Source organism: Bacillus shivajii (assembly GCF_020519665.1).
GTDB lineage: Bacteria > Bacillota > Bacilli > Bacillales > Salisediminibacteriaceae > Bacillus_CA > Bacillus_CA shivajii.
On sequence record NZ_CP084703.1, the window covers coordinates 2,017,875 to 2,042,303 of the forward strand.

Annotated in this window: 23 protein-coding genes and 1 pseudogene; 21 read left to right on the plus strand and 3 right to left on the minus strand. The window is 35.7% G+C overall.

What is annotated here, in order from left to right; genetic code table 11:
* Positions 1-151 precede the first annotated feature (151 nt).
* From LGQ02_RS09930 to LGQ02_RS09965, 9 genes and pseudogenes are all read left to right on the plus strand, one after another.
* On the plus strand, positions 152-655 hold the full coding sequence (locus tag LGQ02_RS09930) for a hypothetical protein (protein ID WP_226517993.1): 504 nt from the start codon (positions 152-154) through the stop codon (positions 653-655).
* Positions 656-1,253: 598 nt separating this feature from the next.
* Positions 1,254-4,028 (plus strand): glycoside hydrolase family 3 C-terminal domain-containing protein, encoded by a 2,775-nt coding sequence (locus LGQ02_RS09935; RefSeq protein ID WP_226517994.1) that lies wholly within the window; start codon positions 1,254-1,256, stop codon positions 4,026-4,028.
* A gap of 376 nt (positions 4,029-4,404) precedes the next feature.
* The gene (locus LGQ02_RS09940; RefSeq protein WP_226517995.1) at positions 4,405-5,046 is read left to right on the plus strand and encodes a 2OG-Fe(II) oxygenase; all 642 of its coding nucleotides are present in this window, start codon (positions 4,405-4,407) and stop codon (positions 5,044-5,046) included.
* A gap of 154 nt (positions 5,047-5,200) precedes the next feature.
* Complete coding sequence (locus LGQ02_RS09945; protein ID WP_226517996.1) at positions 5,201-6,025, plus strand: hypothetical protein; 825 nt, start codon at positions 5,201-5,203, stop codon at positions 6,023-6,025.
* Positions 6,026-6,448: 423 nt separating this feature from the next.
* The gene (locus LGQ02_RS09950) at positions 6,449-8,101 is read left to right on the plus strand and encodes a pyridoxal phosphate-dependent decarboxylase family protein (RefSeq protein ID WP_226517997.1); all 1,653 of its coding nucleotides are present in this window, start codon (positions 6,449-6,451) and stop codon (positions 8,099-8,101) included.
* A gap of 379 nt (positions 8,102-8,480) precedes the next feature.
* Positions 8,481-8,906, plus strand: a pseudogene (locus tag LGQ02_RS21485) (methyl-accepting chemotaxis protein); the annotation flags it as partial.
* 162 nt (positions 8,907-9,068) lie between these two features.
* The gene (locus tag LGQ02_RS21490) at positions 9,069-9,452 is read left to right on the plus strand and encodes a PAS domain S-box protein (RefSeq protein WP_404802420.1); all 384 of its coding nucleotides are present in this window, start codon (positions 9,069-9,071) and stop codon (positions 9,450-9,452) included.
* Between the two features lie 490 nt (positions 9,453-9,942).
* Positions 9,943-10,494, plus strand: a complete 552-nt coding sequence (locus LGQ02_RS09960; RefSeq protein ID WP_226517999.1) for an RNA polymerase sigma factor — start codon at positions 9,943-9,945, stop codon at positions 10,492-10,494.
* Positions 10,494-11,888: a hypothetical protein gene (locus LGQ02_RS09965; protein ID WP_226518000.1), complete on the plus strand. Its 1,395-nt coding sequence runs from the start codon at positions 10,494-10,496 to the stop codon at positions 11,886-11,888. The genes LGQ02_RS09960 and LGQ02_RS09965 overlap by 1 nt, the downstream gene beginning before the upstream one ends.
* Before the next feature lie 341 nt (positions 11,889-12,229).
* On the opposite strand, the gene LGQ02_RS09970 is transcribed toward LGQ02_RS09965, so the two are convergent.
* Together LGQ02_RS09970 and LGQ02_RS09975 are read right to left on the minus strand one after the other, a co-directional pair.
* The gene (locus tag LGQ02_RS09970; protein WP_226518001.1) at positions 12,230-12,925 is read right to left on the minus strand and encodes a DUF6241 domain-containing protein; all 696 of its coding nucleotides are present in this window, start codon (positions 12,923-12,925) and stop codon (positions 12,230-12,232) included.
* Positions 12,922-13,182, minus strand: coding sequence for a hypothetical protein (locus LGQ02_RS09975; protein ID WP_226518002.1), 261 nt, complete (start codon positions 13,180-13,182; stop codon positions 12,922-12,924). Before LGQ02_RS09975 ends, LGQ02_RS09970 begins: the two co-directional genes overlap by 4 nt.
* Positions 13,183-13,771: 589 nt before the next feature.
* Here LGQ02_RS09975 and LGQ02_RS09980 point away from each other — a divergent pair.
* The 9 genes from LGQ02_RS09980 (at position 13,772) to LGQ02_RS10020 (ending at position 19,587) form a co-directional block, all read left to right on the plus strand.
* The gene (locus LGQ02_RS09980) at positions 13,772-15,478 is read left to right on the plus strand and encodes a PAS domain S-box protein (protein ID WP_226518003.1); all 1,707 of its coding nucleotides are present in this window, start codon (positions 13,772-13,774) and stop codon (positions 15,476-15,478) included.
* Positions 15,479-15,794: 316 nt separating this feature from the next.
* The gene (locus LGQ02_RS09985; RefSeq protein WP_226518004.1) at positions 15,795-16,217 is read left to right on the plus strand and encodes a hypothetical protein; all 423 of its coding nucleotides are present in this window, start codon (positions 15,795-15,797) and stop codon (positions 16,215-16,217) included.
* A gap of 206 nt (positions 16,218-16,423) precedes the next feature.
* Entirely contained in the window at positions 16,424-16,870 is a 447-nt protein-coding gene (locus LGQ02_RS09990; RefSeq protein WP_226518005.1) for a hypothetical protein, read from the plus strand.
* 145 nt (positions 16,871-17,015) lie between these two features.
* Entirely contained in the window at positions 17,016-17,156 is a 141-nt protein-coding gene (locus LGQ02_RS09995) for a hypothetical protein (protein ID WP_226518006.1), read from the plus strand.
* Positions 17,157-17,268: 112 nt separating this feature from the next.
* The gene (locus LGQ02_RS10000) at positions 17,269-17,934 is read left to right on the plus strand and encodes an RNA-dependent RNA polymerase family protein (RefSeq protein ID WP_226518007.1); all 666 of its coding nucleotides are present in this window, start codon (positions 17,269-17,271) and stop codon (positions 17,932-17,934) included.
* Between the two features lie 216 nt (positions 17,935-18,150).
* A complete protein-coding gene (locus tag LGQ02_RS10005) occupies positions 18,151-18,330 on the plus strand; it encodes a hypothetical protein (protein WP_226518008.1) in 180 nt (59 codons plus the stop codon).
* A 347-nt stretch (positions 18,331-18,677) separates the two neighbouring features.
* Entirely contained in the window at positions 18,678-18,839 is a 162-nt protein-coding gene (locus LGQ02_RS10010) for a hypothetical protein (RefSeq protein WP_226518009.1), read from the plus strand.
* A gap of 42 nt (positions 18,840-18,881) precedes the next feature.
* Positions 18,882-19,124 (plus strand): hypothetical protein, encoded by a 243-nt coding sequence (locus tag LGQ02_RS10015; protein WP_226518010.1) that lies wholly within the window; start codon positions 18,882-18,884, stop codon positions 19,122-19,124.
* A 31-nt stretch (positions 19,125-19,155) separates the two neighbouring features.
* On the plus strand, positions 19,156-19,587 hold the full coding sequence (locus LGQ02_RS10020) for a cytidine deaminase (protein ID WP_226518011.1): 432 nt from the start codon (positions 19,156-19,158) through the stop codon (positions 19,585-19,587).
* 72 nt (positions 19,588-19,659) lie between these two features.
* On the opposite strand, the gene LGQ02_RS10025 is transcribed toward LGQ02_RS10020, so the two are convergent.
* Positions 19,660-20,493, minus strand: coding sequence for a hypothetical protein (locus LGQ02_RS10025; RefSeq protein ID WP_226518012.1), 834 nt, complete (start codon positions 20,491-20,493; stop codon positions 19,660-19,662).
* Positions 20,494-21,268: 775 nt separating this feature from the next.
* Between LGQ02_RS10025 and LGQ02_RS10030 the strand changes: the two genes are divergently transcribed.
* The 3 genes from LGQ02_RS10030 to LGQ02_RS10040 all read left to right on the plus strand — a co-directional run bounded on the left by LGQ02_RS10030 (position 21,269) and on the right by LGQ02_RS10040 (position 23,868).
* On the plus strand, positions 21,269-21,712 hold the full coding sequence (locus tag LGQ02_RS10030; RefSeq protein ID WP_226518013.1) for a HEAT repeat domain-containing protein: 444 nt from the start codon (positions 21,269-21,271) through the stop codon (positions 21,710-21,712).
* A gap of 142 nt (positions 21,713-21,854) precedes the next feature.
* The gene (locus LGQ02_RS10035; protein ID WP_226518014.1) at positions 21,855-23,300 is read left to right on the plus strand and encodes a DEAD/DEAH box helicase; all 1,446 of its coding nucleotides are present in this window, start codon (positions 21,855-21,857) and stop codon (positions 23,298-23,300) included.
* A gap of 367 nt (positions 23,301-23,667) precedes the next feature.
* Entirely contained in the window at positions 23,668-23,868 is a 201-nt protein-coding gene (locus LGQ02_RS10040; RefSeq protein ID WP_226518015.1) for a cold-shock protein, read from the plus strand.
* The last annotated feature ends 561 nt before the right edge of the window (positions 23,869-24,429 follow it).

The window sequence follows — 24,429 nt, forward strand, 5'->3', positions numbered from 1 at the left end:
CATAAAGTATATTTCACTAATTTGGATAGAAATATAAAAAAATCCTTACATATCATTAATACTTTCTTTTATTTTCACTTATAGATGCGACATCTGAAGCTGTTTGACGTCTAATTAATAAATGGCAACGACAATTGAGGTGGATTAATAAATGAATTGGAAAGTATATATGACAGTAGTATTCTTTTTTCTCTCCGGTCTCGTTTTAGTTGGGTGTGGACAATCAAATGACGATAAGGCTCTCCTCGTACAAAGTGAATTACTAATGACGGAAAAAACCTTCCCAAACAACTTCTATGACATATCAGAACAAGGGGTTATGGTTCGTAAAGTGACAGATCAAGATGATTTTAAAAGTGAGTGGGGAGAGTTCGGACTAAGCGACCAACCATTAGAACTTGATTGGAAAAATAACGTCGCTATTTTTCTAGGCACAGGAGAATCTGGAACATGTCCATTGGAATTTCAATTTGTAGAAATTAACGATGATAAAACAAAAATGATCATACATCTAGAGCAATCAAATGGTGCTTGTACAAGTGATTTCACACCTAGAACGTTTATTTTATCTGTTGATACCGAAGAAATATCGAATGTAACGCACGTAGAGGTAAAGCATGGGGACGGTTCTCGTGCTTCCAAAACCCTCCAATGAAGCACTGGGACGGTTCTTGTGCTTCTAATATCCTCCAATAATGGTTCCTGCCCCCCAGTACGATAAAGCTTTAACGTGCTGGGGGGCAGGTGCGCTATTTCAATAAGTGAAAGAGATATTCAAAGCATGCGGACGGTTCAAGATTACTGAAAAACTGTTGATAAAAGGATGTCCGTCAAAACCCGAAGAGGAAGCTGAGGGACGGACATTACGCTGCCGAAAGGAAAGCGTAAGGCGGCCTATCCCTGCTGCTTCGCTGGAAAATAAGGATAACATTATTGATATGTTTTGCTAACAACGTTAACATTCAGAGCTATGCGGAGTAACTTCTGAAGTAAGACAACAAGATAGAATAATATAAATGGGGCTAATATGAAAGAAGATCCAAGATTGCAGGTAAGTTCGTTATAGATTTAGTAACAGGAGAAGGTAGGAGCTTTCTGTGTATTTGACTTTATACTAGGGTTTGCATTGTTCTTTTTGGAAGCGTAATCGCTACATTCTTCATGTGGTATACTTTACTTTATTTCACTTGTAATCGGATAGAAAAGAAGAAGCAAACTCTATAGGCTTCACTAAAAAAAGGAGAGATGATCGGATGGAACAACAGATAGGCATACCATTAAAAGGCTTTGCGGAATTTAGTAGGAAAGTAGCCGCTGATGGTGCGGTGCTATTAAAGAACGAAGGACATGCTCTTCCGTTAAAAGAGGGAGATAAGGTTTCTGTATTTGGTAGAACACAAGTAAATTATTATCGAAGTGGAACAGGTTCAGGTGGTAGTGTACACGTTCCCTATACAACGAATTTAATAGATGGTCTTCGTAGCAAAGCTGAGATTATGATTAATGAAGATTTAGCGAAGGTTTATGAAGAATGGATTAAGGAGAACCCCTTTGATAACGGAGGTGGGGGCTGGGCTGCAGAGCATTGGCATCAAAAGGAAATGCCTTTAACAGACGAAGTCGTATCTCTCGCAAGGAAAGCTTCCAGTAAGGCGATAGTTGTTATTGGAAGAACAGCAGGAGAGGATCAAGACAATGCAAACGAACCAGGAAGCTATCAGCTAACTGCAGAAGAAAAAACGATGTTACAGAAAGTGACTAGCTATTTTGACAAAACAATCGTTGTCTTAAATGTGTCCAATATTATTGATATGAGTTGGATGAATGAATATCCTATCCAAAGTGTCATTTATGCTTGGCATGGAGGAATGGAAGGTGGAAATGCGATTGCTGATGTCTTAGTTGGAGAAGTGACACCGAGTGGAAAGGTTACAGATACGATTGCATTTTCGATCGATGATTACCCATCAACAGCTAATTATGGTCATGAATTTCAAAACTTTCATGAAGAAGATATTTATGTAGGCTATCGTTATTTCGAAACTTTTCATCCAGAGAAAGTGCAATATCCCTTTGGGTTTGGCCTATCGTATACGACATTTTCAATCGAGGCTGAAGAGACTAAAGTGATTGAAAAAAATGGGGAAACAATTTTTGAGACATGTGTAACCGTAGAGAATACAGGGAGTCAATTTTCGGGAAAAGAAGTTGTTCAATTATATGTGGAGGCACCCCAAGGGAAGTTAGGGAAGCCAGCAAAAGTACTTGTTGCATTTGGTAAAACAAAAGACCTCGGAATCGGGGAATCAGAACAATTAACACTTCGTTTTCCACTAAAAGCGATAGCGTCCTTTGATGATACGGGGGCAACAGGATATCCTTCTTCTTATGTAGTAGAGGATGGAAGCTACAAATTGTTTGTTGGAAATAGTGTTAGAAGCTTAAACAAAATTAATATAGATGGACATTCGAGTTTTGATATAGAAGAATTAATCGTTATTGAACAGCTAGAGGAAGCGTTAGCTCCGACACAAGCGTTTAAGCGAATGATGCCAGGTAAGAGAAAAGAGGATGGATCATATGAACTTACATATGTTGACGTTCCGAAACGCACAGTTTCATTAGCAGATCGAATTGAAAAAAATCTACCGCAAACGTTAGAGCAAACTGGTGATAAAGGCTTTAAATTAAAAGATGTCCATGAAGGAAAAGTAAGTATGGAGGAATTCATTGCACAACTAGATGATCATGACTTGGCTACGATTATTAGGGGAGAAGGTATGAGTAGTCCTCTAGTAACTCCAGGGACAGCATCTGCTTTCGGTGGAGTAGGTGATAAACTATTCCACTACGGGATTCCAGTGGGTTGTGCCGCAGATGGACCATCAGGTATCAGAATGGATAGTGGTCATCAGGCAACGCAAATCCCAATTGGAACGTTACTTGCATCAACGTGGGATACGAACTTGGTAGAAGAATTATACGTTATGGAAGGGCAGGAGTTGTTAAGTAATAACATTGATGTTCTGCTTGGACCAGGAATGAATATTAGAAGAAGTCCTTTAAATGGACGAAACTTCGAGTACTTCTCAGAGGATCCTTTTATTACAGGCATGTTTGCAATAGCAAATACTCGAGGCGTGGTAAAAGGTGGAGCAAATGCGACATTAAAGCACTTTGCTTGTAATAGTCAGGAGAAATATCGAACGCAGGTGGATGCAGTTGTCTCTCAGCGAGCGCTACGTGAAATTTATTTAAAAGGATTCGAAATGACCGTAAAAGAGGGTAGTGCAAATTCAGTCATGACTTCTTATAACCCGATAAATGGCCACTGGGCAGCTTCCAATTATGATTTGAATACAACGGTTCTCCGTAAAGAATGGGGATTTAACGGGATTGTCATGACCGATTGGTGGGCAAAAATGAATGATGTCGTTGAAGGGGGACCTGCAGCTATCACTAATACGAATTGGATGGTGCGGGCTCAAAATGATCTATTTATGGTAGTTAATAATTATGGTGCTGAAATTAACTCCTATAAAGATAATACGTTGGATTCATTAGAAAATGGTATGTTAACGAGAGGGGAATTACAACGGTCTGCAATGAATATATGTGCCTTTTTAATGCAAGCCCCTGTATTTTTCAGAAAACAAGTGAAAGAAGAAAATGTAGCTTCCTTTCAAGCTAATTCTTCACTTAGCCCGAAAGACTACCAAACGGTAATAGATCAATCACAAGTCACTCCTTCTGAAACAGAGACCGTAAATATTAAACTAACAAAAACGGGTACTTATCGATTGTTTGTAAAATTGATGTCACCGGATACAAATGTATCTCAAAGTGCTTGTAACATTACCTTAAACGATCAGGTTATAACAACAGTACAAACAAGCGGTACAGATGGAAAGTGGATAAAACAGAAGCTGAATAAAGTAAACTTGGAAGAAGGCTTTTATGAGTTGAAATTAGAATTTACTAAGCCTGGTTTATCAATTGATTGGATGATATTTAAGGAAGTCAATTAAGCCAACCTAAAGCATGGGGACGGTTCTCGTGCTTCCAACATCCTCCAATAACGGTTCCTGCCCCCCAGCAAGATAAAGCTTTAACGTGCTGGGGGGCAGGCATGATTAAGGAAGGTCGAAAGTTCGTTCTTCCTTCCTTCTTTACGTTCAATGATTAGGTGCTAATCAACTCCAGCTTCAACTCTTCTAAAAAAATAGTAGCCAATCCTATAATGTAAGGTGTAATATGATATTAATCAACGTACATGCAAAATTGAAATGCAGGAACCAAAACCGTTGTTCAATAGATTTACAGAAAGGGATTTAAGGGGGAAGATTTTTTTACATTTAAAATTCTTACTATTCAGAAAAAGTATTGAAAGGTGGATGAAGGGGGATGACAAGTACAAAAGAGTTAACAATGAAAGAACAAACCATTTTTGATCACGTTGGGAATAAAATAATAACAGACGATAGAGAAATTAATATTATTGCTAGAGTAGAAGAACCTTTTATCGCCATTTTAGGAAACGTATTAAGTGATGAAGAGTGTGACGAGCTGATCAAGTTATCAAAAGACAAAGTGCATCGTTCGAAAGTGGGGAATACGCGTGAAATCGATGTGCTTAGAACAAGCAGCAGTACGTTTCTACAAGAGTCAGAAAGTGATATCGTGACAAAAGTAGAAAAAAGAGTTTCACAAATCATGAATGTTCCTTATGAACACGGAGAAGGGCTGCAAATTCTAAATTATAACATTGGTCAAGAGTATAAAGCACACTTGGATTATTTTAAATCAGCAACTAATCCGAGAATCAGTACACTCGTAATGTACTTAAACGACGTAGAGCAAGGTGGGGAAACGTATTTTCCTAAATTAAATTTTTCAGTATCACCACAAAAAGGGATGGCCGTTTATTTCGAATACTTTTATAATGACCAGGAATTAAATGAATTAACACTCCATGGTGGAGCACCAGTAATTACCGGAGATAAGTGGGCTGCAACACGATGGATGAGAAGACAAAAGGTAAAATAAAAAGAATATAAAAAGTTTTTTAGAGAAATGTTTCTTTTTGAAGAAACATTTTTTTGTTTTAAACAGATCATTTGTATAAAATTCTAAAATGTATCTCTGACTAATGAATATAAAAGTGGCAAATACTAACCGAAAATGAACCGGAAGTGGTTTTATGAAATCAAAACGTAAAGTGAATAAATATCCGTACATTCTCTTAGGGATCATTCATTTCATCATCCTGATTTATACATTTTATAAAAGTAAAGATCGTAAAAGGCACTTTGTCTTATTAATGAATTACGCAGGATTTGCTTACCTTTTTGAATATGTTGTTGTCGCACTTTTTGATGGATATGTTTATAAACCGAAGTTTATAAAACAAAAAAACATCGATAGTTTTGTTGGTGCACTTTGGTCTCAATTCTCCTATGTGCCAGTCATTGCACTTTTCATTACTGTTTTTCAGTTGAAGTGGAGGGCAAAGTTATTATTTGCTATATTCTTTGTACTCATTGAAAAAACTTTTATACGTTTAGGTATTTATAAGAATCATTGGTGGAAAACGAAGTATACATTTGCGTGCATATTTTTTTCGTTCATTTTTAATGACAAATGGTATGAACAATTAACAAAAAGAAATCGAGTCATTTTGTTTCTCTCTTATTTTAATACGATACAAGTAACGTGGATGAACACAGTGTTTTTGTTTGTACTCCTTAGAAAGATCCGCTATGGGTTTGGTTCGTTTTATTCTTGGAAAGAGCATTTCAAAGTCGGTCCAGCCTTTGGTCTGCTCGTATCTGCTTTATTAGCGTCGTTTATGAAAGGCGGAACTTTCATTTCTAAAATTCATTCATTTCTACTTATGTCAGTGATGGACCAGGTTCTCATAAAAAAACGACTGTTAAGCATAAAAAATATGTTCATACTGCCAATTATTTATGTAGTGACGATTCTATGTTCTACTTCTTATAGAAAGTGGGTATATAAAAGCTAGGGGAAGCTAGGGGACGGTTCTCCTGCTTCTAATGGCCAATGTGTATCAATAAAATCTTCAGTCTCTTGTATGTTTATAGAGGATGATTCAATGAATTCAAGAGCCTATTAAGAAAGAAAAGAAGAGGTGACAAACACAACAGAGAACACCGGAAACAGCAATGGTCTTGGGAACAACAAACAAATGGCTCCGTCAAAGAGCCGCTGGTAGGATGTTTACTAAAATAACGGCAACGGACGACATCGATAATATGAAGTTGGCCTTCTACATTCGCGCAGAGGGAAATGCCAATCATATAAAAAAAGACGTAAAGTAGGGCTTTTACTCATACTTTTAACATTCGTTTGACAATCTATTATCCCAATATAATATTAAGGTATAACATTGTAGACGACTGTTAGAAAAAACCAAGGAGGACGAGGAATGTTGGACTTTCAAAGACTTTATCCTAGTGAAGATGGAAATAAAGTCGATAGAGAATATTTTTTAAATCTAATTAAAGAAATTGTAGAGAATGTTGATAAACGAAAAGATATAAATCGTGTAACTTTAGGGACACCAAAACAAAAAAGTGATACATTTTATAGTGATATTAAGCGTAAAGAAACATTGCCATTACATATGGGGGATGAAACGAAAACTGTTTCTAAGTTAATAGATTTAATTGAAGGTCATCCGTATAGTAATCGTAACTATCACAATAATTTTGTACCTAACCCAAATACAGCTAGTTTATTAGGGAATTTCCTTATGACTTTAGTTAATGGAAACAATATTTGGGATGTAAATGGACCAGCTGGAGCAGAAGCCGAAGTAAGAATTATAACAATGATGAGGAAGTTACTAGGTAGTGAATACTCAGATGCAGGAGGGTATACTACATGGGGTGGACAAGGGGCTGTTTTTACAGCATTGCGTTTAGCCCTTGCTAAATATGACCCCAACATGAAGAAAACGGGTATAAAACAAAATTTATATTGCTTCTGTTCTGAAGTAGCTCATTATAGTACATGGAAGTCAGTTGAAGCTACTGGGATAGGAACAGATCAGTTAATTAAAGTTAAGGTTAAAGATGATTTTTCAATGTGCATGGATGATTTGAAGTTGAAAATAACAGACGTTATTAAGCAAGGAGGCGTTCCGCTTTTTATCGTTGGAACAGTTGGCACGACTGATACATTTGGAATTGATCATATTAGAGAAATAAAAGAAGTAAGTGCGGAAGTTTGTAATAACTTTGAACTGTCACCTCCATATATTCACGCTGATTCAGCTTTAGGAGGATTTTATGCTTTTTTTAACGACTATGATTTTGAACATAATCAATTGGCATTTGAGCCTGAAGTTTTAAATGCGCTGATGAACATTCAAGAAAAAATGCAATATATGAAACTAGCAGACAGCGTTTGTTTTGATTTTCATAAATTAGGTCAGACTCCGTATACAACAAGTCTTTTTTTAACGAAAAAAGAAAAAGACCTCTATTTACTTGATATTGAAAGTTCAGAAACACCATATGTTGGAAATCGCGGCTATGGTAGTTATCATACAGGTTATACATTCGAATGTTCAAGAATGGCTAGCTCTATTCCTATTTATGCTTCCTTGTTAACTCTCGGAGTAGAAGGCTATCAGAAAGTCCTTGCTAACTATATAAGAGTAAACGAACAATTTCGAAAAGAGTTATCGAAGATACCAAATATCGCAATAACAAATTCGGAGAATCATGGTTTAATTACTACGTTTAGATTTTATCCCGAAGAAGTAATCTGGGAAAAAGAACGTAATGGAGAAGCAACAAAGGAAGAGATTCAGGAAATTAATCTCTTTAACAGTTTAATTTACGAAGAGTTAGGTAAGAACAACGATGACATATTTTTAGGTGATACAAAGAAAATATGTACTGTATCCGTAATCAATGATTCAGAAGAAATGCCTATTTATTCCGCGAAGTTTGTCTGTATATCTCCTTTCACAACTACAGATCAAATTACAAAAGTCATAGAACGGTTAGAATGGGTATCTAATAAGTACAACAGGTACCAAGATCCTCTAAAAAATGGTATCTCACAATAAAGTGATAGGAAAAGGTGTGAATGTTTTGTTTAAGTTTAAACAGAAAAATGGTCCAGGGAAAAATGTAGAATCATTAGAAAAAAAGAATCAGTTGATTCAGGAATTAATAGATGATATTGCAAATAAAGTGATCGAAACAAACCAAATGAATTATTCGGTTAGACAGGTTTTATCAAAAACTGAACAAAGTTCTAAGGAACAATTAGAATCCATTGATGAACTTACACATAGTACAAAATTATCTGCACAACACACGGAAGAAGTAGCGAATCATATTAATCAATTGTCTGATGTTGTTTCTGAGTCTTCAACGAAAAGTAAGCATGTCCAAAGAAAAACAGTTGAAATGGGAGAAGTTTCTTCACAAGGGAAAGACGCAATGAAAGCAACTTTAGATGATGTAACGGGTGTGACAGAATCTATTAACCAATTATCTAGTACAGTTTCTAAAGCTGGTGATTCTACTTCTGAAATTAAGAGTATTATTCAAGTAATTGATGATATTGCTTCTCAAACGAATTTATTAGCACTTAATGCTTCAATTGAAGCAGCACGGGCTGGCGAACATGGTAAAGGTTTTTCCGTTGTGGCTCAAGAAATTAGAAAGCTATCAGAAAGTGTTGCTGAAGCAACGAATACAATTGAAGGATTAATTACTAATGTTGAAAATATCGTGAATGAAGCTGTTCAGCAAACATATAAAAATAAAGAAAGTATTTTTGGTGTTTATGAATCCGTTCAAAGCACAGATGAAATATTCGGAAAGATACATACAGTATCTAATGATGTGAGAGAAGAAATGGATAGTATTGTTGTAGATATGGAAAATGCAAGTTCTTTTTCACAAGAAATTGCTAGCGTAACTCAGGAACAATTAGCAACATCGGAAGAGATCTTTGCCACTTCAGAACATGTAAAGGAAATGACGAATAAAGTATTTGATAATAATACTCAAGTGCTGAAAAATATGGATGAATTGTATTCAAAGGTTAATAGTAAAGGAAGAAAACTTTTGTTAGATTCAGGAAAAAATGGTGATGTTGGATTCTTCTCATACAGACATGATGAAAATGGTGTTTTTGAACAAGTCTCAGAATCTGTTACAACCATTTTAGGCTATCATCCTAATGAAGTGATGGAAAATTTCGAGCGAATTTTAACCGACAGTCCGATCAATGAAGCTGCAGTTGAATATACAGATTTGTCATTGAAAGGAATTCAACAGCCTAAATATCCAGTAGAACTTATCCGAAAAGATGGGTCAAAATGTAAGGCAGAAATAGCGGAATTACCCGTTTTTAATGAAAAGGGCCAAGTCGTTGCAGTAGAAGGATTGGTTAAAGAATTGTAGAAGCGTGGGGACGGTTCTCGTGCTTCCAAAGGATGCATGGGGACGGTTCTTGTGCTTCCATTGGCCAATGGCAATCAATAAAATCTTCAGTTTCTTATACGTATATAGAGGATGACTTATCAGTGCCAGGCACGGATGAGTCATCCTCTATATTTTTTTATTCATACACCCGTACTGTAAACAACGAAACATTACGAGTTATTGCTAATATTACGGATATAGATTCAAAAGGATGTAGTTAAATAATACAAAGTAGGCTATAAAAAATAACCCTAGAAATTATGAACGACTCTGATTACAGTCCTAACATGTACCACCTCTGACATAGTCTCACCACCAAGTGACAAAAAGTGTACGAAAGGATGACAGACTGTTTACTACTATAATCCACCTAGTAATTTGAAAAAAATACTAAAAAAACTATTTTCCGAGCACCTTTTATACCATTGCATCGTCTATAATGACGAAAGAAGAATAGGAGGATGAGGAAATGAACGATCACGAACTTATACGTGAGATACTTACAGGTGATCAACAAGCGATCCAGCAATTACATGAGCGCTATGTGGATCGAATTTTTCATTACATATACATACAGACGAATAGTTATCACGATACAGAAGAGTTGCTGCAAGATGTATTCTTTAAAGCTGCAAGACAACTTAGTCGATTTGAAGGGAAGTCATCCTTTAAAACGTGGATTTTTAAAATTGCTCGAAATGTCGTTATCGATTATTACCGGAAGCAGAATAAGGAGCGCCTCTCAATTTCAATGGACCAAGATGTAATTGAAAACATGGGAGGAAAGGATGAATCAGCAGAGAACACGGTCCTTCGTCATATACAAGTTGATGAAGTCCTTAAAACGATAGATAAACTTCCAGTCCATTATCAAACGGTACTCCATTTGAGGTTTATCGAGGACTTTTCAATTAAAGAAACAGCAGAAATCATGGGTAAAACTACTCTTTCTGTAAAATCAATGCAGCGAAGAGCAAGACAAGCTTTGTCAGAACAAGTTAAGCTGGAGGTGAGTAGCTAATGAAAGACGGTAAACAGCCTAACGATGAACTTCGTAACATATTGAAACAACAGACAATGAAAAGCTCCAAAGAAGCACGTGATAAAAGCCTTCATGCATTCGAAGAAGGACTTAAAGACGTCATAGAATCACAACAAAAAGAACAGAAGAGGAAAAAACTTCGCCAACGCTTAATCGGTAGTGTCGCTACAGTTGCAGCTGCAGGAATCGCAGGACTTTTAATCTTAAATAGTACTTTCTTACAAGGTGACTCATTAGTAAATGATGCAAACACTGGTGTTGGTGGAGGAGAGAACGGCGAATTACCCTATGCTGAAGAAAATGAGGTTTTAATAGAAAGAGTGCTTGATCGACCATCTTTTGACCATGATGACTTTAATGCAATGGGATCATATAACATTTATAATGATAAATTATCTGTCCGTCTTCCGACAACATGGTCTGTAGAGGAAGAAGAGGGTGAGGTTGCTCATTCGGTATACATGAATGGACCTGAAACAGAGCGTATGGAATTCATACTATTAAACGAAGGGATCAGTGAAGCACAACTAGAAGAAAAAATACGTGAAATCACAACGGAGTTTAGCGAAAAAGAGAGTGTGACGATTCCTGTCGAAACCATCATTGACGAAGTAAGAATGAAGATTGCAATATTATTTCCTTTTGACAATGTGTTTCCTTTTAATATAGAAAACACCGAAGTGTCCGCCATTATTGATGAAGAAAATGGTCGTTTTAAGGAGTTATATGTTTCCGAATTATTTGGGCAACCAATGGTTTTCATTGCAGATCTTCCCCTTGATCACTTGGAAAGCTGGACTTTACCTTGGATCTTTTTTTCATATATGAGGGTAGTGGATACCCCTTACACGATTCACGGTTCTGAGGGAGAACAGCACCCTGAGTACGATCGACCAAAGGAAAAAAACGTCATCCTTCCAGTAGGGGCATCTAGATTTGAGGAAGTTGATGTTGAGCTATATGAGATTGAGGAGTTAGGCATCACAAGCTATTTGCCAAGTGACACAGAAGTTGAACGGATTGAGCATGAGTATTTTACGGAATGGCGCTTTACTGAGCCATTTGTTTCGGAAAAAAGTTTTTACTCGTTCGGTAAACTAATGGATGGATTTCCTCTAGATGAAGGAAAGGAAATCATGTTTAATGCCTTTAACATTGATGTTGCTTATCATGAAGATTTAGGTGGTGGAATTCCTCATCACTATTCTTATTACAGTGGAATGGAAGGAGAGTTTATCGATGGATATATCCAGCTCTTCGAAATTTCTGGTGAATGGTTCTACAAACATAAGCACGCAGATCGAGAAGATTATAATGGTGGCGTGTACATTCAAAGGTTACAAATGTTCATCGACTCTCTTAAAATCCACTAAGTAAATCGTAAACACAAAAAAGGCATGGAGATTCCATGCCTTTCTTGCGTCATGCTTGCCCGTTAAATAGCCACGGAGTACTATTATGGGAAATCATTTTTGGTGATAGTAAGCCTAAAAATCAATATTCATGATGCTAAATTCGTAAAGAATATGAAGTTTTTAAGTAATTCAGCTAAATAAAATAAAGAAGGAGGGGCATTTTCGCTCCTCCTTCTTTATGAATTTTAAGATTGTATATTTATTATGCCTATGAACGAATAACTGTATGTTCTATCAACTCATGGGAATTCCTTACACGTGCATACTCATGTTCGATTAAGTCGTATTTAGTTAAACGGTCAGTTCCCATCTCGTAATTTGAAATGCTCCGCTTGAGGCAACGGATAACCTTTTTCTTTAAATTCTTGTTCTTCTTCTGGAGTAAATAATCTTATCGCTTCTCCATCTGTTTTTCCATTACGTAATCCCCACAATATTTCATGATGATCAACAGAATTGGAAAAATTGTTATTTTGCCATTCTAACAAAATATTCAAATATATTTCCCCATGTTCAAAATCTGCTTCAAGTTCCCCTCGCTCTCGGACGACTTTCAATAATCGTTCTGTTCGTTCTTCCGTTATTTCAAATACATTAAATTTCCATTCGGCAACCACTTTTGAATTGAGCATAAAGATCAACGTTTCTTTCATGCGCCTTTCACTCATTGCCATAGGGAACGCTTCTTCTAAAGTTTTATCATCTATGTCTTGAGATTTTCTAATATCATCATGAAAATGGTCGTATAACTTAAAGCCAGTTTCAGAAGTTTCGGGGTTCCAATTTTCATCAAACATGCTTTCTTGTTCATCAGATCCATAATGAAAAACTTCAACTGAAGGAGGTTTATCAACTTCTGAATAAAGATAATTATTTTGCGCTTGTTGGTTAAATTCGAATTGAGAAAGTTGCGAATATAAAAACAAGAGAGAGCCAATTAAAAATACTAATACAAGCGCAGATGAAATTACGAAATTGTGATTATTGCTTATCATTTTTTATACATATCCAATATTTGAGCAACTTTGTAATCATATTCAGCCATTTCATCCGCAATTTTCTTAAGTTGCTCTTGATGATATTTTTCCTTAGCGATTTCAATAATTTGACTTACTAAATCATCGTAGTTTTGATCGTTAAGGTTGTTAATGCTTTCCAATGCTTTTGCAATCGTTCCTACATTCTTAAGTATTTGTGGGAAATCTTGGTCATAAGAATCTCTACCTCTTCTAGTTTCGTGTAGCTCCGGCATGTTACCAACTCCTCATCTAATTAGTAATCATTTACTTTCATATTTGAAAATATGAAAAATATGCGCTCAAGAATATCTGAGGTTACTTTTTCACTCAACCACAAGAATTTCATCTCCAAGACAAACGACTCTAATCCAAAAGACCTTGGAGTTGCTCGATATACTACAATAAATTCCCCTTTTTTCTTTCAATTCGTATGGTATGGTTGTAATGCGATTCGAGAGCGTTGGAACTTCTTCACTCAAATTTTACTCAATTTGCTCATTATTGCAGACGTAATTATAGACAAAAAGATGCGGTTGAGGGCAAAAAATATCATTATTTTTCTTATAAAAGCATTATTGCTTTAAAATGCGAGGAAAGCATTTGTATAACAAAGTTACTCATGTTTTATAATGTCTAACTGACCAATACCGATCAACAAAATGCCCCCGGTTTCGGGTGACTATGTGAAAGAATGAACGTAAGGAAGAGGTTGTTTATGTCAAAATAAGTAACTATTTGAAATTTTATAGTTTTAATATTTCAAATAATTTATACTTTAATTAACCCAAGTAATAAGTAATGGGTAATTAGGAGTGGTTATTTATGAGACAAATCCAGAATGATAACCTTTTTTTGAATGCGTTTCATTTTGCTTCTATTGGAATGGCGGTCGTATCCCTAGAGGGGAAGTTTCTAAAAGTCAATCAATCTTTATGTAGAATTCTCGGATACTCTGAAAAGGAACTTGAACACATCACATTTCAAGATGTAAGTTTTCCTGATGATTTAGATGTAGACTTAAACAATGTCAAAAAAATGTTAAATGATGATGACATCAAATATTATGAAATGGAAAAGCGTTACATTCATAGAAAAGGGAATTTAATATGGGTGTTATTAAGTGTTTCATTGGTGAAAGACGAACAAGACCGCCCATTATATTTTATTTCACACATGCAAGATATTACGGAACAAAAAAGATTAATAGAACAGGTAGAGAAAAATGAAGCACAATATAGGAAACTCATCGAGTATTCACCAGAGTCAATGGTTATTCATTCTGAAGGGAAAATTGATTATATAAATGAAGCAGGGGTAAAAACGATTGGCGCAAATAGCTATAAAAGCATTTTAGGCAGAAACATTAGCGACTTTATTCATCCTGATCATCGAGAAGATGTTTTCAAGCGGATCAAAAAAACGATTGCTTTAAATAAGCATCTTGAACCCTATGATAGTAAAATTATTGATGTTCATGGGAACGTAATTGATGGTAGATTTTCCTCTGTACCAATCGATTACAAAGGGAAAAAGGCGCTTCAAGTCATCATTTCTAATGTTACAGAAAGAAATAAATTAGAAGAAACCGTAAGAAAAAGTGAAGAACGTTTTCGTTTATTGGCAGAATATTCAAGTGATATGATCACTTTACATGATGTTGATGGGAAATACTTATATACATCACCAGCTTGTAAACGAATTTTGCAATATGATGAAGAAGAAATGATTGGTAAAGAGGCTTATTTGTTTATTCATCCTCATGACCATGAAATCACCAGAAAGAAACATCAAACATTATTAGAAACTGGTTACTGCACTTCTTCATATCGAATGCTTAGGAGTGATGGTGAATATATATGGTTTGAATCATCTATAAGGTTGTTACAGGGAGTAAACTCTAAAGATCATAAGCTGATTGCGGTATCTCGTAATATTACAGAGCGGAAGTTGACTGAGCAAAAGCTTAAAGAAGCGAATGAAATTTTAAAGCAGCTCTCGACGATAGACGGACTAACCGGAGTGAAGAATCGTAGAAGTTTCGATGCATGTATAGAAGCAGAATGGAATCGAGCTAGAAGAAACTCCAAACCTTTATCCTTGATTATGATAGACCTTGACCACTTCAAAGCTTATAACGATATATATGGACATCAAGCAGGAGATGAATGTCTGAAGGTAGTTGCTAATGCAATAGAAGGCACCCTTAGGAGATTAGGGGACTTAGTTTTCCGGTATGGAGGCGAAGAATTTAGTGTGGTCCTCCCTGAGTCTGATGAAGAAGGAGCATATGTTGTTGCAGAAAAAATTAGAGTAGCCATTGGAAGGTTAAATATTCCACATTCAGGTTCTAAAGTCAGCGATCACATTACGATAAGTTTAGGTACAGCAACGTTAGTACCGTCTGATCATTGTAATATGAATACCTTAATTAATAATGCTGATACGGCTTTATATCAAGCGAAACAAGATGGGAGAAACCGCACTAAATCATATGAAAAAAGGTTTATTAGAAATCCTTCCCAATGGTAAAAAGATGTCAATTTGAAAAAAGATTTTATTTAATAAAAATAACTTATAATAGTGCTCACTGGGCCGGTTGAATAAGATCGCTCATCTTTTGCTACACTGTACAACCATACTGGTAATGGATTAACCTTCTAAGAGACGATTGCATCCTATGTGATCGTCTTTTCGTATTTGACTTGATGCGCAGAAAACAATCCATTAAATTAAAACAAGGTTATACTTTGCCTAATTTGTGAAGGGTTTTACTTAAGCTGAATCGTAACGAAAAATGAAACTTTAAAGACAAATTAAACGTATCCTATATAAAGGAGAGGGTTATATGTATCGAATATTATTTATTTTTACACTAATTTTAACAGTAGGTTGTCAGGCAAATAATGATCATTCATCAAACACTCCAGTAGAAACATTAGAAAGAATCCATTTAGATGAAAATTACGCTGAAGTAAAGGAAATTTATGAAACAATTGAAATTGACGAAGGTAGAGTGATTAGTGTCTATAAAGGAACTATGAATAATCTTGACGAAAAATTCGTAGCAAATATTGAAAAAATCGATGGTAAATGGTTAGTGACTGATGCTATAAATATTGGTATGCCTTCTGCTGAAAAACTTAACCAAGGCTCAGGTACTGGAAAATTCGAAGCAGGGTACATAGATGAAAAGTCAGTATTGAACAAAGAAATGAAAATAATTGAATTGAATGATAGTAATTATAAGATTTGGATTAGAGTGTTTTAATTTCGTTATTAATCCTTATTTCGTTAACGAAGTGCGTTTCTTTAATAAGAGACGCTATTTTTTGCCTGAATAAAAGGAAAATAATGTTAAGCTTAAAATGATAAAGCTTATTCAAGTAATGGGGGAGTTACATTTAATAAGTACACATCAATCCTTTTTAAATAACAAGCATTTTAGTGAAATAGCCTTAAGGAGGGCAGTTTAAATTGAAGAAGTTATTCACCCTAATTTTTATTAGTATCTTTTTAATAGGTACACTAGTTTTCATAAATACAACATACTTTTTTAACCCAATCACTTTCAAAAAAGATGAGGTTACTTATTTAGATTGGAGCTGGTATAAAAAACCTTTAACTCTAGAATATCTTGTTTTAAAAGATGACGTTTGGAAGGTTAAATATGTTGATGATGCTAGAGAAGTTCGATTTTTCTTTAATGAGTTGAAAATGAGTCCAGTGACTTACAGCTCTGAATTTGAATATACGTCAGATGTAAGAGAGGTAATCGTTAGACGTGGAGATGGCGCAGTTTTATTAAGAGTAAGACAACAATGGCAAGGGGATAAGTATGTATTAAAACATAATATGACTTATTTAGACTTAACAGATGATTTAATTGAACTTTTAACAAAGCGATTCTTACAAGCAGAGTGAGATAATTATTCCCAGCAAGTTGTAGGTGGTGGCGGATATACAGATATAAAAAAGGGAGGTTTTTCAGGATCGAATAGTTCTGATATTCCCTTTTCTATTGCTTACTTTACAAGTAATAATCAAGATGTAAAAGATGTGTTAGTTCATGGGGCAGGAAGATAAATATATAAGGGTAAATGGTGCCATTTCTTTTTGGGTTGCATTTACAGAAACTCCGTTTGAACGAGGAGATTTCGTTGCATTATCTTATTATGGTGATGAAGTTGATTTAGTAATATATGAATAGCAATCCTTCTATAAGGAATATCAATCTTTATTTTAATCAAGGGCATTTTAATCATAGAATTTAGGGGTTTGTTGAATAAACAAAATGTACAATTATTATAGGAGATGATAAGGTGAAGAACTTCATGTTTATAATCGGGCTTATTTTGTCATTAACTTTATTAGTTGCATGTTTCAACACTAATGAGGAAACATCCACAGACTTTACCGAACAAGAAAGTATAAATGAACAAGACGGACCCGATAAAAATAAATCAATAGAAATAGAAGATAAAAATAATACGGCAAAGGATATTGAGTTGGATGTTCATTCGTTAATAAAGGCTGACAAAAACAGTAAAGAAGATATAAATAAAGTTTTAACTTCCTTAGAAAAACTTGATCCTGCTTCTTACAATAGTATAGAAGGTGCATATTTCGATGAAGTCATTGGTTGGATCCGTCAGCTAGAAACGTCCATAAAAATGGAATATATAGACGATATTTTTTCATTACATAATAAACTTGATGGGGCAGCAAGTGCGGCATATGGTGCTGTCATGTATGACCTCTTTGAAGAGGAACCTACATGGTATATACAAAAATTAAGTGCATTAGACAAAAAGGTTGTAAAAAGTACTAGTAATTTACTAGCCCATTATGCATGGTACCACGACCTTGAAGAAGTAATTAGTACAACCCAAGCATTATATGAAACAAACGAATTATCAGAAATAGAAAAAAAGACAATTAATGAAATCATAGAAGCGTTAGAAAGGCAGTTACGCGGGGATATTTAAGGGCTATTAATTAATCTTAAATTACACATTTTGCAACTGTAACAAACTAAGAGTGAGAGTTGAAGAAGTTCTCGCTACTGTTATTGTACTAACAAGCTTGTTGAATAAGCTATCGCTGTTCGTATTCAGCGAACGGAATCATAAATGGAATAAGTAAGTCTAACCGTTAGTGTTGCTACTTAGGATTAGATAATTACATAAATTAGGGGGATAGTTATGTCAGACGAGATAAATAAAGAGATAGTAAAAGAGTTAAAAAAAATAAATGAGAAACTTGATAAGTTAGATAATCCTAAATATGTACCACCTATGAATATTGTCATTAATTGTATTTTGATATTTGTTTCAGTTTTGGTTGCAACATTATTACTTTATATGCTCCCTATGTTTTTCTAGTTTAGTTAATCAATTTACTAGAGAAGTAGAAGCTTCCGACGTGAACAATTTTCGAAAGTTTTGTTGTATCACGAACGGGTTGTGTTGGTAAAAATTTGTGAGTTGCAATGTTTCAGCTCATTTTTTTATACCCTAAAGAGAGGTTCTACAAAAAAGGTAGCAAGTGTACTGTTTATACAGTTGTAAGCAACTTTGGGAAGTTGGTTAAATTTTATATACACCCATTAAAAAAATTCGGAATATTGGGAATGATATTGGCTATTCATAATGCATGGAAGTTAAAGAAGGTTGGTAAGAATCGGTGAGGTTTTAATGATTTCGTAAATTTTGAACTTGGAGGAGGTAATGTGAAGAAATTCCGAAGTCAGTTTACATTGATCCTACAAAACCCTGTAATGTCTTTAATGGTTTTTACGTTAATTTTGTTGGTAATCGTTGTTCTTTATAACGAATTTTATTCATTTGGGAAAAGAACTGGTGAATGGTTATACCTAATCATTAACAAATAACAAGACATAATTTTTATTTGTTTAAAATTGGAGGTCCAAGTGGTGTTTAATAAACTGTATGGCAAATTGGAAATAGGTCCTCGTTTTAAAATTGGTTATAAAGAGTTTTTATTTTATTTCGTTTTATTAATAGCTTGTTTGGCATATGTTATTGGTTATATTTATGGTGGTGTGTACTCACATATAGCAAATAGTATAGGAGTTTTAAAAAAACTTACTGAAAGAATAGCGATAGAATCTGTCGCAATTTTTTTCACTATTATTTTATTAGGGAGAAAAGTATAAATGTAGATAGATTTTTCGGGAGGAGAAAATAATGCTTAACGTAAGACCACTAGAAAATAAAGACTTTGAATTAATTAGGGAAGCAGAAAAAGTAATTGAAAATAATTATAGTTATGGGCGACATCATATTGGTGCAGCCGTACGAACCACGTCAGGTAATATCTTTTCATCGGTTCATGTAGAAGCAAACGTTGGAAGAATTACAGTTTGTGGTGAGGCAATGGCTATTGGTAAGTCTATATCTGAAGGGGAACATGAATTTGAGACAATTGTAGCCGTAGCTCACCCTCATCCTCACGAAGATATAGAGAAATGTTGGGTTGTAGCCCCTTGTGGTATGTGTCGTGAGTTAATTAGTGACTATGGTAAAGGTGCGGATGTAATCATTATGTACAATGGAGATTTAGTTAAATGTAATGCAATGGAGTTGTTACCAGAAAAATATACAAGTGATGTGGAATAGTAGTTATTGGTTATTGAATAACGGTCCTGACCGCAAGTGCGTGAGAGCTTTATCGTGTTGGGGGCAGGTGCGTTATTGCTGTTCTATCAGCTCATTCACTTCAAACATATAAATGTCTTCAAACTTGTTATTTAGTACCCCGTAAAAATAGGCGATCGGACGATGAATGGTCTTCTTTTTCATGGTACGAACAGTTTGTTTAAAGGCTTTGATAGCGGTGTCGATCATGAGGTTCTGTTCAGTTTCGTAGTTATTTTTATACGCACAAATACGTACCATTCGCCAATAACTTTCAATCGTGTCAGCACAGTCAAAGAAATTTTTTGCGAGGTTTTGAAAAGAGTAAGGGACATAGTCACTTGTATACGAGTGGTCCAACGACTCTTTACGTTTATTTAATAATTTATTAGTTTTATACTCTTTAGTTTTTATTAGGTGGTTCAATTTTTGCTGGTACGGTGGTTCATTTGAATGTAAGCGACGTTTAGGGACATAGGACTGAGCTAGTCCAGATTGTTTTTTTCGAGAAGATGAACCACCATCATTCGGATATGGCTGGAACACATATAAGTTACTTGACTGGCCGCCGCTAGTTCGTTTCAGCGTGTATGTCTTGATCATACCGATCTTCTTCGCTTTCGATACCATTCTCTTAAATGTAGAGCGTGAAATACCATTGCCACCATATTCTTCATGAATGACTTTAAGGATTGTTGCAATCTTCACATTGGACACACCGACAACTTTCACACTATAACGAGTTAAAAAAGTAAGCGCCAACTTTTCTCCTTTCGTAAAATAGCGGTCATATTGATTCATCCATTGATTGATCGCTTCATTAAAAGATGATACATCCTCAAACGTTGAATACTCCGCAAAAATCGTTACTTGTCCATTTTCCATCATATTGATCTCCCCCTTCATAAGAATAGATACATCCAAACTTCAAAAAAGGGGAGGGTTATTTTAAAATTTTTTACGTTTTGAGATAAACGGCTGAGTTTTCTACAACTTAGAAACAGTGTAGTATGGACAATCCTACAAAACAACGATTGTTATATGCTGAAAAACTTACGTTGCCATTAGGTAATATTCCTGATACGCTGAAGCTCAACTTGGATAATAATAAGTTACCAGTCATAACTTACAGGTGACTGGCAGTTTTATGCTGTAAAACAAACGTATTTTAGGGAGAAATGAGACCCTGTCTACCTAAAAAACAACATATTTGTTAAAACAATGGCGGCGACTCCCAGAGGATCAGCGACGAGCAATACTTCTTCGAACTGCTTCGAGCTGCGACGAGTAACCGCAGGAGCACTGTTTATCTGTGACGAGTAATCGCAGGAGCAACGAGCTGAAGATCCACTTAGGCGAAGAGTAATCGAACCTAAGTTAGCTGAAGACAAGCCCTCGGGAAAGCGTCCGTCTGAAGTGAAGTTCACGCTCACCATTCGAAATTTCACACCTTATTTTGAGTTATGACATTCATTCAGTTATGAAATTGATTCAGATAAATAATTCGATGAAAAGAGGTGTGCGTTCTAAAATTCCTTATCATTGGCCAGGAACCATCACGTGCTCCCTATACGGATGAAACGTGTATGTTGAAATGCAATTAAAGGTAAACTATCTGTTAATGGTTTGGTCGAATATATAAAGAGAAGAGAGGGAAAATGATTTGAGTAATTATGAAGAAAGAACAGATTTACCTGCGAATTTTGATGAATTAAAAAAGTCCATCAATAGAAAAGCGAATTGGCGGGAACGGTTGGATGCGGTAGAAGAGTTAGCGAAGTGGAAATCGAGAGAGACGATTGAATTATTAAAGCATAGTATGGCAGGTGATTCGGTCTATAAAGTTCGAGAAGCTGCTTACCGGCAACTTCTAGACTTAGGGGAAAAGGTGACGATGCCTGAAAGGAAAGAAGGCGACGCCATTAAAGGTACGAAAAAAATTCTTGTTCGCATAAAAAAGAGCCTGCCTAAGGATCACTCCTATGAAGATTTTAAAGAAAAACTGAAAAAGATGAGAATTGATGTGTATGATACATATGAAGGAGAGAAGGGTGCGGATTTTGATAAGTGGCTTGAGCAGTTGTGGTCTGAATTACGGACGAGATAATGTAAAAGTCAGTTCAATAAGCTCTGCTTTAGTGAAGTCCAAACTGCATGGACTCCACCTGGAAAGCGAGTTTCTGAAGCGAAAATCAACATTACCAATGAACAAAGCATGAATAGAAATTATAAAAAAATGGGGTCAGGGTATGAGTGAACGAAATTTTGCTGAGTATCAATTAAGTGAGGAAATAAATCGGGCACTTTCATTAATGAAATATGAAATGCCAACAGAGGTTCAAAGGGAAGTCATTCCACTAGCCATGAAAATGGAAGATCTAGTAGTTAAATCTCAAACGGGTAGCGGAAAAACTGCGGCCTTTGGAATCCCTATTTGTGAAATGATGAATTGGGAGGAAAGAAATCCCCAAGCATTAATTCTCACACCAACAAGGGAGCTTGCTGTTCAAGTTCGAGAGGATATTGCAAATATTGGTAGATTTAAGCGGATCAAAGCCATGGCTGTTTATGGAAAAGAGCCCTTCTCGAAACAAAAAGAGGAATTGAAACAAAGGAATCATGTTGTTGTTGGGACACCTGGACGGGTATTGGACCATATGGAAAGAGAAACCTTAGCATTGGATGAAATTGAGTATCTCGTTATTGATGAAGCAGATGAGATGCTAAATATGGGTTTCATCAACGATGTGGAAGCGATTATTAAGGCACTTCCTGCCAACAGAGTGACGATGGTGTTTTCTGCAACGTTGCCTAAAGATGTGGAAAATCTTTGTCATAAATATATGGAAAATCCCCAGCATATTGAGGTAGCGTCTTCAGGGATTACTACTGCTTCGATTGAACACCATTTAATTAAGGTTAACCCAAAAGGGAAGTTAACGCTCCTTAAAGATATAACCGTAGTGGAGAATCCAGACAGTTGTATTATTTTCTGCAATACGAAAGAGCATGTGGATACGGTGTTTTCCGAATTAGAACGTGCAAATTATTCCTGTGAAAAACTTCATGGTGGATTAGAGCAAGAAAACCGATTCTCCGTCATGGATGGATTTAAGAGGGGGAATTTCCGTTATCTGGTGGCGACGGATGTTGCTGCTAGGGGAATTGATGTTGACAATGTAACGTTAGTCATTAACTATGACGTCCCCATGGAAAAAGAAGGTTATGTTCACCGAACAGGAAGAACTGGCCGTTCCGGTAACAAAGGAAAAGCTATTACGTTTGCCACACCAAACGATGGGAAGTACCTTAAAGGGATCGAGAAGTACATTGGTTTTCCCATACCGGTCATGGAGGCACCTAGCGAGGAGGAAGTTTCTAGAGGGAAAGCTGCTTTTGATGAAAAAATTAGTGGCCGTCGAGTTGTTAGAAATAATAAAACGCAACGGATAAATAAAGATATTATGAAGCTCCATTTTAATGGTGGGAAAAAGAAGAAGCTTCGACCAGTAGATTTTGTTGGAACGATTGCTAATATTCCTGGGGTGACGGCAGAGGATATTGGGATAATTACTATCCAAGATACGTTAACCTACGTTGATATTCATAATGGAAAAGGATCGTTAGTGTTAGAAGCAATGGAACATACAACGATTAAAGGAAAAAAACTGAAGGTTAGCTTAGCCATTAAATAGTTGAACTAGTATAAGGCGCTCAAAAAAGGAGCGGCAAACCTATGAGATATTAATGCACGAACTGATTCAAAATAATAAAGAATGGCAACAAAGGTTAAAGGCACTAATGAATGAGCACAACTTGGAGAGATTTATGCCGTTAAAGCATTGTACCATGCTGAAGTTACAGATGGGGGAGGATTAAAAAGTACCGCGTATTTAATTATTGGGTCTGATTTGACTTTATGAATTTTCTTTGTTATTCTAAGAAAGAATTATTTTTGTTCGTGTCTTTAAGGAAAGAATAAGTATTTAAACTTTTCCCCTTTGATAATTGAGCAATAATAGTATTAAATCGTGGAACAGATCCACACAGGAGGAAACAAACATGCAACAAGGTACAGTAAAATGGTTTAACGCAGAAAAAGGATTCGGATTCATCGAGGTAGAAGGTGGAGACGATGTATTCGTACATTTCTCAGCTATTCAAGGCGAAGGGTTTAAAACTTTAGATGAAGGTCAAACAGTTAATTTTGACGTTGAGCAAGGTCAACGTGGACCTCAAGCTACTAACGTAAACAAAGCATAATTATTTAAGGACTCTTTTATAGAGTCCTTTTTTTAATAGGTAGGAAAGTATATATTTTTTGGCCCTGGGTAGCTGTCTAGCTCAGCGCCCTATCGACTTGAGAAACTTCCCTCACCTCGTCTACGATAAGTCGAGAATGAAAGACTCGCGTCTTTCAACTCTCCTTTATCTCGCTCGGCTCAGTCCAGTTTTCATCGTCGATAAGCGAGGGCGCTTGCGCTTTTCTTTAATACCTTCATGCCGCACGTCTCAAAGGGAAAACGCCCTTGAGACATTAAAAAAGAGTGTGGCGGAAGCTAACGCTGTATTTAACAAAAGACTTTCAATCAAACCCATAAAGGTTTGATTGAAAGTCTTTCTTATTTTTTGTACTGTTCGCTGCAAGCTGAAACTTTAATTAAAGAATATGTATAAAAAAAGCTGACTAATTAACGCCGTATCCTAATTAAAACTTAGATATAGACAAATGTTAAAGAAAGTCTATATTTTCGTAATGAATGGATTAGACATTTTAGCCAGCCAAAGAGACAACATGATACAGGTATTAAAATGGTTAGATAG